Below are 13,339 nucleotides of genomic sequence, written 5' to 3' on the forward strand. Positions count from 1 at the left end.
TGTGGGGGAAGACAGGGATGGTGTCTATGGCAAGGAAAACAGGGTTTACTACTGGGAACGTGAGTTGCTACTACTCAATAGCTTCAACGATGAACTTTTTTGCCATTGCGTCACGTCGCGCAACTGCTCCATTCGTTGTTGATGTTTCTCGTTTAAAACCGCTTGCTGCTCCGGCGTTAACAGGCGATACATTTGGTTGCGGACTTTTGCCATCTCAACCTGACGAGCTATTTGCTCATTCGCCATTTTTTCTGCCTGTGCGCGCACAGCGTTTTCATCAAAATTTTCTGCGGTGACAAGGCGATGCATTGTCTCCAGTTCGCTAACATTAACAGGAGGCTGTTCGTGCCGGGCCTGTTGCATAAGATCTCGCATCTGCTGACGCTGATGTTCGGTTAAACTTATGCCGTCGAACATATGGCTCTGCGTACTGCGCTGCGTAAGTTCTTCACCCGGATGCCAGTTATCGCCTGAACCGACTTCAGCAGCGTGGCTTAATGAACTGACTGCCAGCGTTGAGGCCATGACGGCAGCGGTAACTATGCGCATCATTTGCTCCCAAAATCTTTCTGTCGCGATTCAACGATAGAGAGTTTACGATTCAGGCTGCAAACATGCGTCAGGGGGTGTAAAACAACGTAAAGTCATGGATTAGCGACGTCTGATGACGTAATTTCTGCCTCGGAGGTATTTAAACAATGAATAAAATCCTGTTAGTTGATGATGACCGAGAGCTGACTTCCCTATTAAAGGAGCTGCTCGAGATGGAAGGCTTCAACGTGATTGTTGCCCACGATGGGGAACAGGCGCTTGATCTTCTGGACGACAGCATTGATTTACTTTTGCTTGATGTAATGATGCCGAAGAAAAATGGTATCGACACATTAAAAGCACTTCGCCAGACACACCAGACGCCTGTCATTATGTTGACGGCGCGCGGCAGTGAACTTGATCGCGTTCTCGGGCTTGAGCTGGGCGCAGATGACTATCTCCCAAAACCGTTTAATGATCGTGAGCTGGTGGCACGTATTCGCGCGATCCTGCGCCGTTCGCACTGGAGCGAACAACAGCAAAACAACGACAACGGTTCACCGACACTGGAAGTTGATGCCTTAAGTCTCAATCCTGGTCGCCAGGAAGCCAGCTTCGACGGGCAAACACTGGAGTTAACCGGTACTGAGTTTACCCTGCTCTATTTGCTGGCACAGCATCTGGGTCAGGTGGTTTCCCGTGAGCATTTAAGCCAGGAAGTGCTGGGCAAGCGCCTGACGCCTTTCGACCGCGCTATCGATATGCACATTTCCAACCTGCGTCGTAAACTGCCGGATCGTAAAGATGGTCACCCGTGGTTTAAAACCCTGCGTGGTCGCGGCTATCTGATGGTTTCTGCTTCATGATAGGCAGCTTAACCGCGCGCATCTTCGCCATCTTCTGGCTGACGCTGGCGCTGGTGTTGATGTTGGTTTTGATGTTACCCAAGCTCGATTCACGCCAGATGACCGAGCTTCTGGATAGCGAACAGCGTCAGGGTCTGATGATTGAGCAGCATGTCGAAGCGGAGCTGGCGAACGATCCGCCCAACGATTTAATGTGGTGGCGGCGTCTGTTCCGGGCGATTGATAAGTGGGCACCGCCAGGACAGCGTTTGTTATTGGTGACCACCGAAGGCCGCGTGATCGGCGCTGAACGCAGCGAAATGCAGATCATTCGTAACTTTATTGGTCAGGCCGATAACGCCGATCATCCGCAGAAGAAAAAGTATGGCCGCGTGGAACTGGTCGGTCCGTTCTCCGTGCGTGATGGCGAAGATAATTACCAACTTTATCTGATTCGTCCGGCCAGCAGTTCTCAATCCGATTTCATTAACTTACTGTTTGACCGCCCGCTATTACTGCTGATTGTCACCATGCTGGTCAGTACGCCGCTGCTGTTGTGGTTGGCCTGGAGTCTGGCAAAACCGGCGCGTAAGCTGAAAAACGCTGCCGATGAAGTTGCCCAGGGAAACTTACGCCAGCACCCGGAACTGGAAGCGGGGCCACAGGAATTCCTTGCCGCCGGTGCCAGTTTTAACCAGATGGTCACCGCGCTGGAGCGCATGATGACCTCTCAGCAGCGTCTACTTTCTGATATCTCTCACGAACTGCGCACCCCGCTGACGCGTCTGCAACTGGGTACGGCGTTACTGCGCCGTCGTAGCGGTGAAAGCAAGGAACTGGAGCGTATTGAAACCGAAGCGCAACGTCTGGACAGCATGATCAACGATCTGTTGGTGATGTCACGTAATCAGCAGAAAAATGCGCTGGTTAGCGAGACCATCAAAGCCAACCAGTTGTGGAGTGAAGTGCTGGATAACGCGGCGTTCGAAGCCGAGCAAATGGGCAAGTCGTTGACGGTTAACTTCCCACCTGGGCCGTGGCCGCTGTACGGCAACCCGAACGCCCTGGAAAGTGCGCTGGAAAACATTGTTCGTAATGCTCTGCGTTATTCCCATACGAAGATTGAAGTGGGCTTTGCGGTAGATAAAGACGGTATCACCATTACGGTGGACGACGATGGTCCTGGCGTTAGCCCGGAAGATCGCGAACAGATTTTCCGTCCGTTCTATCGGACCGATGAAGCACGCGATCGTGAATCTGGCGGTACAGGTTTGGGGCTGGCGATTGTAGAAACCGCCATTCAGCAGCATCGTGGCTGGGTGAAGGCAGAAGACAGCCCGCTGGGCGGTTTACGGCTGGTGATTTGGTTGCCGCTGTATAAGCGGTCATAACGTCAACATTCAGGTAAAAAAAATGCCTGATGCACTACGCTTATCAGGCCTACAAAACCTGTTGAATTTATGGGTTTTGTAGGCAGGATAAGGCGTTTACGCCGCATCCGGCATTTGAGCAGGATGCCTGATGCGACGCTGATAGCGTCTTATCAGGCCTACACTCCGGGGTTATTTTCCCCACAAACGGCGGGAAAAATCTTCGATCTTGCCGCTAAGTCGGCGCTTTTGCATCGTTCGCGTCCAGCTTTTCGATAACCCTGCGGCGGAGAGTAAACGGTGATACTGATCGTCATCAAACGGCATATGCCATGCGATGGCGGCAGCCTCCTGCACGGTCATATCGCTGACACGGGAAACCAACTCCAGCGGCGCATCAGCAGATACCACCCCTGGTGCAATTACGCTATACAACCACCCCACTTTACCCGTGTTTTGCATCAACTGCGCTATATCGCTGATATCAAAATGGTAATTGAGTTTATAGCAAGGTGAGCGTGGCTGGCTGACCTGAATTAATGCCTCTCCCCAGCGGAAAATATCACCAATATAAACATTACTTTCCGTCAGACCGTCGGTTGAGAGATTTTCGCCAAACGCAGGCGCAACAAACAGCTCCGCCTGTTCCGGAAATTCCCGCGCCCAGTAGAGATAATGCTCACGAGGATAATGACACAGCGCTCTGTCTGGCCCGCCGTGGATCTTTTTCTCCGCCTGTTCGTCACCTTCCAGCCCCAGGTCCGTCAGCATCAACTCACCATCAACCTGGATTTTGGCAATTGCGCTGGGTTTGCCTTCGGGATAAGCCTGAATCTTGCCTGTGTATACATCAACCGGATATCGCATCTGTTCCCTCTCCACGAGAAATTTTCCCATTAGACCATATTTATTTTATGTCAGGCGTGCTGTTTTCGCGGTAAGTATCCAGGCAGAAACGCAATTGAAAACCGGACGAACGTTAGTTCATCCGGCTGTGGGGATTAAGGAAGCAGGTTTATTTTACCGTGCCTAAAATTTCGATTTTCGCCACTCTGGCTTTGACTTTACGTGACCAGATAGAGGTAAGAATTGGCACCAGAATCGAAGTCACAATGACCGCCGTCGCGACCAGCGAAGTTGCTGCCGGAGCCATCGGTTTAAACGCAGGCACCATTTCAGCAATCAGCACAGGTGTCGCTACCGCGGCCCCTGCGGAACTGGAAGCAGCAATTCCGGCAGTGCCATCGCCACCGCCAATCAATTTATCGGCGATAATCAACGGAATACCGGTCACGATAATTACTGCCACACCCAACAGGATCCCCAGCAAACCTGTCTGGGCAATTACAGTCAAATCAATGGTATTGCCCAGTGCGAAGGCAAAGAATGGAATCAGCGTCTGCACCGCTTTGCTGAAAAATTCTCGTAACTCAGGGTCAAGGTTCCCCAGGGCAAAGCCCACCAGGAACGGCAATACTGCGCCGACGAAAACATGCGGTTCAAACGAGGCAATCCCGGCAGTGCCCAGAATAATCATCGTCATGAGCGGCCCGGACTCCAACGACATCAACACAAATGCCCCAGCTTCTTCTTTTGTGCCGTACTGCTGCATGATGGAAGCGTAAAGTCCGCCGTTGGTCATATCCATCGCCGCCACCAGCGCCAACGTTGAAAGTCCGGCAAAAAATCCAACTTCAACACCATGTTCCGGAATAATGCGCGAGGCAATTGCCGCAACCACCCACGCGACGGCAATTTTAGTTACCACCAGCGTACCGGATTTACGCAGTACCGTTCCCGTCGCGCTTAATTTTATTGACGCCCCCATGCAAAAAAACCACACCGCCAGAATGGGCACCGTACCGGTAATCATCCCGTTGGTGAATGATCCAAAATATTTCCCCGCCCCCGGCGAGAAGGTGTGGCACAGTGCGCCAAGGAATAGCGGGACGAGCATCATCCCCCCGGGATTTTCTCAATCGAGCGTTTTATCTGCATTTCCATCACCTGTCGGCATATTTTTAAGGGCTGATGCGTCATTCCTCAACGGAGCATCAGTGTTGATGGAAACGAAGATAGACATTCATTTGATCAATAAAAGTGATCAAAACCACATCAATTGAAATGCTGTTTTATTTTTATCGGATCATTGTTTTTATTTTGAAATTGATCACAAAAAAACCACCGCCGTTGGCGATGGTTCATTTTTTAAGCTGCAATGCGGCGTAAACGCCTCATTGCAGCAGGCGTCAAATGATTATTTTTTCGCCGCGAAACGTGCCGCTGCTTCGTCCCAGTTCACCACGTTCCAGAACTCTTTAATGTAGTCCGGACGGCGGTTCTGGAATTTCAGATAGTAAGCATGTTCCCACACATCCAGGCCCAGAATCGGGAAGCCGGAAGCGCCAGAAATGGCTTCGCCCATCAGTGGAGAGTCCTGGTTAGCAGTAGAAACCACCGCCAGTTTATCGCCTTTTTGCACCAGCCATGCCCAGCCGGAACCAAAGCGGGAAGCTGCCGCTTTTTCAAATTCTGCTTTGAAATTATCAACGGAACCGAAATCACGTTCGATAGCCGCTTTCAGGTCGCCCTGCAGGGTGGTGCCTTTTTTCAGACCTTTCCAGAACAGACTGTGGTTAGCGTGACCACCAGCGTTATTGCGCAGTACGGTTTTCTTGTCTGCTGGCAGCTGGTCCAGTTTGGTGATCAGCTCTTCAACCGGCAGGTTGGCAAATTCTGGCAGGTTTTCCAGCGCCGCGTTGGCGTTGTTGACGTAAGTCTGATGGTGTTTGGTGTGGTGGATTTCCATGGTCTGCTTATCGAAGTGCGGTTCCAGGGCATCGTAAGCATACGGCAGGGATGGCAGGGTATAACTCATATTCATCTCCAGTGTTGTCGGGCGGCCGATTGTTAATGCCGCGTAAGCAGTTGGTTCATTATAGTTAATTAAATGATATTGAAAATGATTATCAATGCCGTACTTTTCATAAGGGTATGGTTTTGCAGGAAAATGCCCAAGATGTGAAGCAAATCACCCACTTAATGCCGTGATTGCCAGTAAATCGGCAGCGGCGGCAACAGGCGAAAGGTTAATCGACAGCTCAATTTTTACACTCATCTCGTCGGAGATGTGACGCGACGAAAAAATGATGAGGATAAGAAGATGAGTAACGCGATTACGATGGGGATATTTTGGCATTTGATCGGCGCGGCCAGTGCAGCCTGTTTTTACGCTCCGTTCAAAAAAGTAAAAAAATGGTCATGGGAAACCATGTGGTCAGTTGGTGGGATTGTTTCGTGGATTATCCTGCCGTGGGCCATCAGCGCCCTGTTACTGCCGAATTTCTGGGCGTATTACAGCTCGTTTAGTCTCTCTACGCTGCTGCCTGTTTTTCTGTTCGGCGCTATGTGGGGGATCGGTAATATCAACTACGGCCTGACCATGCGTTATCTCGGCATGTCGATGGGGATTGGTATCGCCATTGGTATCACGTTGATTGTCGGTACGCTGATGACGCCAATTATCAACGGCAATTTCGATGTTCTGATTAATACCGAAGGCGGACGCATGACGTTGCTCGGCGTTCTGGTGGCGCTGATTGGCGTAGGGATTGTGACTCGCGCCGGGCAGTTGAAAGAGCGCAAGATGGGCATTAAAGCCGAAGAGTTCAACCTGAAAAAAGGGCTGGTGCTGGCGGTGATGTGCGGCATTTTCTCTGCCGGGATGTCCTTTGCGATGAACGCCGCAAAACCGATGCATGAAGCCGCTGCCGCACTGGGCGTCGATCCCCTGTATGTCGCTCTGCCAAGCTATGTTGTCATCATGGGAGGCGGCGCGATCATTAACCTCGGTTTCTGTTTTATTCGTCTGGCAAAAGTGAAGGATTTGTCGCTAAAAGCCGACTTCTCGCTGGCAAAACCGCTGATCATTCACAACGTGTTACTCTCAGCACTGGGCGGGTTGATGTGGTATCTGCAATTCTTTTTCTATGCCTGGGGCCACGCCCGCATTCCGGCGCAGTATGACTACATCAGTTGGATGCTGCATATGAGCTTCTATGTATTGTGCGGCGGTATCGTCGGGCTGGTGCTGAAAGAGTGGAACAATGCAGGACGCCGTCCGGTAACGGTGTTGAGCCTCGGTTGTGTGGTGATTATTGTCGCCGCTAACATCGTCGGCATCGGCATGGCGAATTAATCTTTCTGCGAATTGAGATGACGCCACTGGCTGGGCGTCATCCCGGTTTCCCGGGTAAACACCACCGAAAAATAGTTACTATCTTCAAAGCCACATTCGGTCGAAATATCACTGATTAACAGGCGGCTATGCTGGAGGAGATATTGCGCATGACACACTCTGACCTGTCGCAGATATTGATTGATGGTCATTCCAGTCTGCTGACGAAATTGCTGACGCAAAACGCGCTCACTGCACGATGCCTCATCACAAAATTTATCCAGCGCAAAGGGACTTTTCAGGCTAGCCGCCAGCCGGGTAATCAGCTTATCCAGCAACGTTTCGCTGGATGTTGGCGGCAACGAATCACTGGTGTAACGATGGCGATTCAGCAACATCACCAACTGCCCGAACAGCAACTCAGCCATTTCGTTAGCAAACGACACATGCTGACTACTTTCATGCTCAAGCTGACCGATAACCTGCCGCGCCTGCGCCATCCCCACGCTACCTAAGCGCCAGTGTGGTTGCCCTGCGCTGGCGCTAAATCCCGGAATCGCTCCCTGCCAGTCAAGGTTCAGCTTCAGCCGCTCCGGGCAATAAATAATATTCTGCAAAACCAGATCGTTAACGGAAGCGTAGGAGTGTTTATCGTCAGCATGAATATAAAAGAGATCGCCACGGGTAATGCGATAAGGGCGATCGTTGAGTACATGCAGACCATTACCGCGCCAGACAATCACCAGCTCACAAAAATCATGTGTATGTTCGGCAAAGACATCTTGCGGATAACGGTCAGCCACAGCGACTGCCTGCTGGTCGCTGGCAAAAAAATCATCTTTGAGAAGTTTTAACTGATGCGCCACCGTGGCTACCTCGGCCAGAGAACGAAGTTGATTATTCGCAATATGGCGTACAAATACGTTGAGAAGATTCGCGTTATTGCAGAAAACCATCCCGTCCCTGACGAATATCACGCGGTGACCAGTTAAACTCTCGGCGAAAAAGCGTCGAAAAGTGGTTACTGTCGCTGAATCCGCAGCGATAGGCGATGTCAGTAACGCTGGCCTCGCTGTGGCGTAGCAGATGTCGGGCTTTCATCAGTCGCAGGCGGTTCAGGTAACGCAGAGGCGTCAGCCCCGTTTGCTGCTTAAGCTGGCGATGCAGCGTACGCAATGAAAGAGAAAATTGATCCGCCACAGCGTCCCAATTCACCTCATCGGCAAAATGGTCCTCCAGCCAGGCCAGAAGCAAGTTGAGACGTGATGCGCTGTTTTCCAGGTTCTCCTGCAAACTGCTTTTACGCAGCAAGAGCAGTAATTGCATAAACAGAATTTCACGACTGGCGGTCGAGGGTAAATCATTTTCCCCTTCCTGCTGTTCCATCTGTGCAACCAGCTGTCGCACCTGCTGCAATACGCTGTGGTTAACGCGCCAGTGAGACGGATACTGCCCATCCTGCTCTTGTGGCAGCAACTGATTCAGCCCGGCGAGAAACTGAAATCGATCCGGCGAGCGATACAGCACATTGGTCAGACACAGATTATCGGTATGTTCATACAGATGCCGATCATGATCGCGTACGAAACAGACCGTCCCACCGGTGATGGTATAGGGCTGCCCATTAAATACATGAATACCCGTGCCATGTTCGACAATCACAATTTCATGAAAATCATGATGATGTTCAGGAAAATCCGCCTGCGGGAGCCGGGGTTCTATCGCCACGGACGCGTTACCAGACGGAAAAAAATCCACACTATATAATACGGTCATACTGGCCTCCTGATGTCGTCAACACGGCGAAATAGTAATCACGAGGTCAGGTTCTTACCTTAAATTTTCGACGGAAAACCACGTAAAAAACGTCGATTTTTCAAGATACAGCGTGAATTTTCAGGAAATGCGGTGAGCATCACATCACCACAATGAAGCAAATTGTGAACATCATCACGTTCATCTTTCCCTGGTTGCCAATGGCCCATTTTCCTGTCAGTAACGAGAAGGTCACGAATTCAGGCGCTTTTTAGACTGGTCGTAATGAAATTCAGCAGGATCACATTATGACCTTTCGCAATTGTGTCGCCGTCGATCTCGGCGCATCCAGTGGGCGCGTGATGCTGGCGCGTTACGAGCGTGAATGCCGCAGCCTGACGCTGCGCGAAATCCATCGTTTTAACAATGGCCTGCATAGCCAGAACGGTTATGTCACCTGGAATGTGGATAGCCTGGAAAGTGCCATTCGCCTTGGATTAAACAAGGTGTGCGAGGAAGGGATTCGTATCGATAGCATTGGGATTGATACCTGGGGCGTGGACTTTGTGCTGCTCGACCAACAGGGTCAGCGTGTGGGCCTGCCCGTTGCTTATCGCGATAGCCGCACCAATGGCCTAATGGCGCAGGCACAACAACAACTCGGCAAACGCGATATTTATCAACGTAGCGGCATCCAGTTTCTGCCCTTCAATACGATCTATCAGCTACGTGCACTGACAGAGCAGCAACCAGAACTTATTCCACACATTGCTCACGCTTTGCTGATACCGGATTACTTTAGTTATCGCCTGACCGGCAAGATGAACTGGGAATATACCAACGCCACGACCACGCAACTGGTCAATATCAATAGCGACGACTGGGACGAGTCGCTACTGGCGTGGAGCGGTGCCAACAAAGCCTGGTTTGGTCGCCCGACGCATCCGGGTAATGTCATAGGTCACTGGATTTGCCCGCAGGGTAATGAGATTCCGGTGGTCGCCGTTGCCAGCCATGATACCGCCAGCGCGGTTATCGCCTCGCCGTTAAACGGTTCACGCGCCGCTTATCTCTCTTCTGGCACCTGGTCATTGATGGGCTTCGAAAGCCAGACGCCATTTACCAATGACACGGCGCTGGCAGCCAATATCACCAATGAAGGCGGGGCGGAAGGTCGCTATCGGGTGCTGAAAAATATTATGGGCTTATGGCTGCTTCAGCGAGTGCTTCAGGAGCGGCAAATCAACGATCTTCCGGCGCTTATCGCCGCAACACAGGCACTTCCGGCCTGCCGCTTCATCATCAATCCCAATGACGATCGCTTTATTAATCCTGACGAGATGTGCAGCGAAATTCAGGCTGCGTGTCGGGAAACGGCGCAACCGATCCCGGAAAGTGATGCTGAACTGGCGCGCTGTATTTTCGACAGTCTGGCGCTGCTGTATGCCGATGTGTTGCATGAGCTGGCGCAGCTGCGTGGTGAAGATTTCTCGCAACTGCATATTGTCGGCGGCGGCTGCCAGAACACGCTGCTCAACCAGCTGTGTGCCGATGCCTGCGGTATTCGGGTGATCGCAGGGCCTGTTGAAGCCTCGACGCTCGGCAATATCGGCATCCAGTTAATGACGCTGGATGAACTCAACAATGTGGATGATTTCCGTCAGGTCGTCAGCACTACCGCGAATCTGACCACCTTTACCCCTAATCCTGACAGTGAAATTGCCCACTATGTGGCGCAGATTCACTCTACACGACAGACAAAGGAGCTTTGCGCATGACCACTCAACTGGAACAGGCCTGGGAGCTTGCGAAACAGCGTTTCGCGGCAGTAGGGATTGATGTCGAGGAGGCACTGCGCCAACTTGATCGTTTACCCGTTTCAATGCACTGCTGGCAGGGCGATGATGTTTCCGGTTTTGAAAACCCGGAAGGTTTGCTGACCGGTGGTATTCAGGCTACTGGTAATTATCCGGGCAAAGCGCGTAATGCCAGTGAGCTACGTGCCGATCTGGAACAGGCTATGCGGCTGATTCCAGGGCCGAAACGGCTTAATTTACATGCCATCTATCTGGAATCAGACACGCCAGTCTCGCGCGACCAGATCAAACCAGAGCACTTCAAAAACTGGGTTGAATGGGCGAAAGCCAATCAGCTCGGTCTGGATTTTAACCCCTCCTGTTTTTCACATCCGCTAAGCGCCGATGGCTTTACGCTTTCCCATGCCGACGACCGCATTCGCCAGTTCTGGATTGACCACTGTAAAGCCAGCCGCCGTGTTTCAGCCTATTTTGGTGAGCAACTCGGCACACCGTCGGTGATGAACATCTGGATCCCGGATGGCATGAAAGATATCACCGTTGACCGCCTCGCCCCGCGTCAGCGTTTGCTGGCAGCACTGGATGAAGTGATCAGCGAGAAGCTAAACCCTGCGCACCATATCGACGCCGTTGAGAGCAAATTGTTTGGCATTGGCGCGGAGAGCTACACGGTTGGCTCCAATGAGTTTTACCTGGGGTATGCCACCAGCCGCCAGACGGCGCTGTGCCTGGACGCCGGGCATTTCCACCCGACTGAAGTGATTTCCGACAAGATTTCCGCCGCCATGCTGTATGTGCCGCAGTTGCTGCTGCACGTCAGCCGTCCGGTTCGCTGGGACAGCGATCACGTAGTGCTGCTGGATGATGAAACCCAGGCGATTGCCAGTGAGATTGTTCGTCACGATCTGTTCGACCGGGTGCATATCGGCCTCGACTTCTTCGATGCCTCTATCAACCGCATTGCCGCGTGGGTCATTGGTACACGCAATATGAAAAAAGCCCTGCTGCGTGCGTTGCTGGAACCTACCGCTGAACTACGCAAGCTGGAAGCGGCGGGCGATTACACTGCGCGTCTGGCGCTACTGGAAGAGCAGAAATCGTTGCCGTGGCAGGCGGTATGGGAAATGTATTGTCAGCGTCACGATACGCCAGCGGGTAGCGAATGGCTGGAGAACGTGCGGACTTATGAGAAAGAAATTTTGAGTCGCCGCGGGTAAACACTGCCGGATGCGGCACAAGTGCCTTATCCGGCCTACAGGTCGGCAATAGTTGTAGGCCTGATAAGACGCGACAGCGTCGCATCAGGCATTGATTGCCGGATGCGGCACAAGTGCCTTATCCGGCCTACGGGTCGGCAATAGTTGTAGGCCTGATAAGACGCGACAGCGTCGCATCAGGCATTGATTGCCGGATGCGGCACAAGTGCCTTATCCGGCCTACGGGTCGGCAATAGTTGTAGGCCTGATAAGACGCGACAGCGTCGCATCAGGCATTGATTGCCGGATGCGGCACGAGTGCCTTATCCGGCCTACGGGTCAGCAACAGTTGTAGGCCTGATAAGACGCGACAGCGTCGCATCAGGCATTGATTGCCGGATGCGGCACAAGTGCCTTATCCGGCCTACAGATCGTACATCCGGCAACAGGCACGGACGTCCAATTAACAGGAACACAGAACATGCAAAACATAACCCAGTCCTGGTTTGTCCAGGGAATGATCAAAGCCACCACCGATGCCTGGCTGAAAGGCTGGGACGAGCGCAACGGCGGCAACCTGACGCTGCGCCTGGATGACGCCGATATCGCACCATATCACGACAATTTTCACCAACAACCGCGCTATATCCCGCTCAGCCAGCCCATGCCTTTACTGGCAAATACACCGTTTATTGTCACCGGCTCCGGCAAATTCTTCCGTAACGTCCAGCTTGATCCTGCGGCTAACTTAGGCATCGTAAAAGTCGACAGCGACGGCGCGGGCTACCACATTCTTTGGGGGTTAACCAACGAAGCCGTCCCCACTTCCGAACTTCCGGCTCACTTTCTCTCCCACTGCGAGCGCATTAAAGCCACCAACGGCAAAGATCGGGTGATCATACACTGCCACGCCACCAACCTGATCGCTCTCACCTACGTGCTGGAAAACGACACCGCGGTCTTCACTCGCCAACTGTGGGAAGGCAGCACCGAGTGTCTGGTGGTATTCCCGGATGGCGTTGGCATTCTGCCGTGGATGGTACCCGGCACGGACGAAATCGGCCAGGCAACTGCACAAGAGATGCAAAAACATTCGCTGGTGTTGTGGCCCTTCCACGGTGTGTTCGGTTCCGGACCGACACTGGATGAAACCTTCGGTTTAATCGACACCGCAGAAAAATCAGCACAAATATTAGTGAAGGTTTATTCGATGGGCGGCATGAAACAGACCATCAGCCGTGAAGAGTTGATAGCGCTCGGCCAGCGTTTCGGCGTTACACCACTCGCCAGTGCGCTGGCGCTGTAAGGAGCAAACATGATCCGCAAAGCCTTTGTCATGCAGGTTAACCCCGACGCCCACGAAGAGTATCAGCGTCGGCATAATCCAATCTGGCCGGAACTGGAAGCAGTGCTGAAATCTCACGGTGCGCATAACTACGCCATCTATCTCGACAAAGCGCATAATCTGCTATTTGCCACGGTAGAGATTGAATCTGAAGAACGGTGGAATGCGGTTGCCAGTACAGATGTTTGCCAACGTTGGTGGAAATATATGACCGACGTTATGCCCGCTAATGCGGATAACAGCCCAGTCAGTAGCGAACTGCAAGAAGTGTTTTACCTGCCTTAATGAGTTGCGGTGCCGGAA

General features: G+C 52.2%; 12 protein-coding genes and 1 pseudogene. 7 read left to right on the forward strand and 6 right to left on the reverse strand.

The window, feature by feature from the left end:
* Positions 1-48 precede the first annotated feature (48 nt).
* Entirely contained in the window at positions 49-549 is a 501-nt protein-coding gene (cpxP, locus tag C4F37_RS15690) for a cell-envelope stress modulator CpxP (protein ID WP_001223800.1), read from the reverse strand.
* Between the two features lie 149 nt (positions 550-698).
* Between cpxP and cpxR the strand changes: the two genes are divergently transcribed.
* Positions 699-1,397 (forward strand): envelope stress response regulator transcription factor CpxR, encoded by a 699-nt coding sequence (gene cpxR / locus C4F37_RS15695; protein WP_001033719.1) that lies wholly within the window; start codon positions 699-701, stop codon positions 1,395-1,397.
* Positions 1,394-2,767 carry an envelope stress sensor histidine kinase CpxA gene (gene cpxA / locus C4F37_RS15700; protein WP_000580417.1) on the forward strand — a complete coding sequence of 458 codons (1,374 nt, stop codon included), beginning with the start codon at positions 1,394-1,396 and terminating at the stop codon, positions 2,765-2,767. The genes cpxR and cpxA overlap by 4 nt, the downstream gene beginning before the upstream one ends.
* A 171-nt stretch (positions 2,768-2,938) precedes the next feature.
* Here cpxA and yiiM read toward each other — a convergent pair whose 3' ends face one another.
* The 3 genes and pseudogenes from yiiM to sodA all read right to left on the reverse strand — a co-directional run bounded on the left by yiiM (position 2,939) and on the right by sodA (position 5,624).
* Positions 2,939-3,613, reverse strand: coding sequence for a 6-hydroxyaminopurine reductase (yiiM, locus tag C4F37_RS15705; protein ID WP_001540294.1), 675 nt, complete (start codon positions 3,611-3,613; stop codon positions 2,939-2,941).
* Between the two features lie 148 nt (positions 3,614-3,761).
* Positions 3,762-4,744: pseudogene (kdgT, locus tag C4F37_RS15710) on the reverse strand (2-keto-3-deoxygluconate transporter).
* Between the two features lie 259 nt (positions 4,745-5,003).
* Positions 5,004-5,624, reverse strand: coding sequence for a superoxide dismutase [Mn] (gene sodA / locus C4F37_RS15720; protein ID WP_001298417.1), 621 nt, complete (start codon positions 5,622-5,624; stop codon positions 5,004-5,006).
* Positions 5,625-5,909: 285 nt separating this feature from the next.
* Between sodA and rhaT the strand changes: the two genes are divergently transcribed.
* On the forward strand, positions 5,910-6,944 hold the full coding sequence (rhaT, locus tag C4F37_RS15725) for an L-rhamnose/proton symporter RhaT (protein ID WP_000063507.1): 1,035 nt from the start codon (positions 5,910-5,912) through the stop codon (positions 6,942-6,944).
* On the opposite strand, the gene rhaR is transcribed toward rhaT, so the two are convergent.
* Together rhaR and rhaS are read right to left on the reverse strand one after the other, a co-directional pair.
* The gene (gene rhaR, locus C4F37_RS15730) at positions 6,941-7,789 is read right to left on the reverse strand and encodes an HTH-type transcriptional activator RhaR (protein ID WP_001298410.1); all 849 of its coding nucleotides are present in this window, start codon (positions 7,787-7,789) and stop codon (positions 6,941-6,943) included. The genes rhaT and rhaR overlap by 4 nt on opposite strands.
* Before the next feature lie 73 nt (positions 7,790-7,862).
* The gene (gene rhaS / locus C4F37_RS15735) at positions 7,863-8,699 is read right to left on the reverse strand and encodes an HTH-type transcriptional activator RhaS (RefSeq protein WP_001540290.1); all 837 of its coding nucleotides are present in this window, start codon (positions 8,697-8,699) and stop codon (positions 7,863-7,865) included.
* 287 nt (positions 8,700-8,986) lie between these two features.
* Between rhaS and rhaB the strand changes: the two genes are divergently transcribed.
* The 4 genes from rhaB to rhaM all read left to right on the forward strand — a co-directional run bounded on the left by rhaB (position 8,987) and on the right by rhaM (position 13,321).
* Positions 8,987-10,456, forward strand: a complete 1,470-nt coding sequence (rhaB, locus tag C4F37_RS15740; protein WP_000144110.1) for a rhamnulokinase — start codon at positions 8,987-8,989, stop codon at positions 10,454-10,456.
* Positions 10,453-11,712, forward strand: a complete 1,260-nt coding sequence (gene rhaA / locus C4F37_RS15745; protein WP_001540286.1) for an L-rhamnose isomerase — start codon at positions 10,453-10,455, stop codon at positions 11,710-11,712. Before rhaB ends, rhaA begins: the two co-directional genes overlap by 4 nt.
* A 460-nt stretch (positions 11,713-12,172) precedes the next feature.
* Positions 12,173-12,997, forward strand: coding sequence for a rhamnulose-1-phosphate aldolase (rhaD, locus tag C4F37_RS15750; RefSeq protein WP_001540285.1), 825 nt, complete (start codon positions 12,173-12,175; stop codon positions 12,995-12,997).
* A gap of 9 nt (positions 12,998-13,006) precedes the next feature.
* Positions 13,007-13,321: an L-rhamnose mutarotase gene (rhaM, locus tag C4F37_RS15755; protein WP_000619492.1), complete on the forward strand. Its 315-nt coding sequence runs from the start codon at positions 13,007-13,009 to the stop codon at positions 13,319-13,321.
* The last annotated feature ends 18 nt before the right edge of the window (positions 13,322-13,339 follow it).

Origin of the sequence: Escherichia sp. R1 (assembly GCF_003000935.1) — a bacterium.
Lineage (GTDB): Bacteria > Pseudomonadota > Gammaproteobacteria > Enterobacterales > Enterobacteriaceae > Escherichia > Escherichia coli.

Bases quoted from the DNA above. Each gene is read 5' to 3' on its own strand.
- cpxP (WP_001223800.1), bottom strand. From the start codon at position 549: ATGCGCATAGTTACCGCTGCCGTCATGGCCTCAACGCTGGCAGTCAGT.
- cpxR (WP_001033719.1), top strand. From the start codon at position 699: ATGAATAAAATCCTGTTAGTTGATGATGACCGAGAGCTGACTTCCCTA.
- cpxA (WP_000580417.1), top strand. From the start codon at position 1,394: ATGATAGGCAGCTTAACCGCGCGCATCTTCGCCATCTTCTGGCTGACG.
- yiiM (WP_001540294.1), bottom strand. From the start codon at position 3,613: ATGCGATATCCGGTTGATGTATACACAGGCAAGATTCAGGCTTATCCC.
- sodA (WP_001298417.1), bottom strand. From the start codon at position 5,624: ATGAGTTATACCCTGCCATCCCTGCCGTATGCTTACGATGCCCTGGAA.
- rhaT (WP_000063507.1), top strand. From the start codon at position 5,910: ATGAGTAACGCGATTACGATGGGGATATTTTGGCATTTGATCGGCGCG.
- rhaS (WP_001540290.1), bottom strand. From the start codon at position 8,699: ATGACCGTATTATATAGTGTGGATTTTTTTCCGTCTGGTAACGCGTCC.
- rhaB (WP_000144110.1), top strand. From the start codon at position 8,987: ATGACCTTTCGCAATTGTGTCGCCGTCGATCTCGGCGCATCCAGTGGG.
- rhaA (WP_001540286.1), top strand. From the start codon at position 10,453: ATGACCACTCAACTGGAACAGGCCTGGGAGCTTGCGAAACAGCGTTTC.
- rhaD (WP_001540285.1), top strand. From the start codon at position 12,173: ATGCAAAACATAACCCAGTCCTGGTTTGTCCAGGGAATGATCAAAGCC.
- rhaM (WP_000619492.1), top strand. From the start codon at position 13,007: ATGATCCGCAAAGCCTTTGTCATGCAGGTTAACCCCGACGCCCACGAA.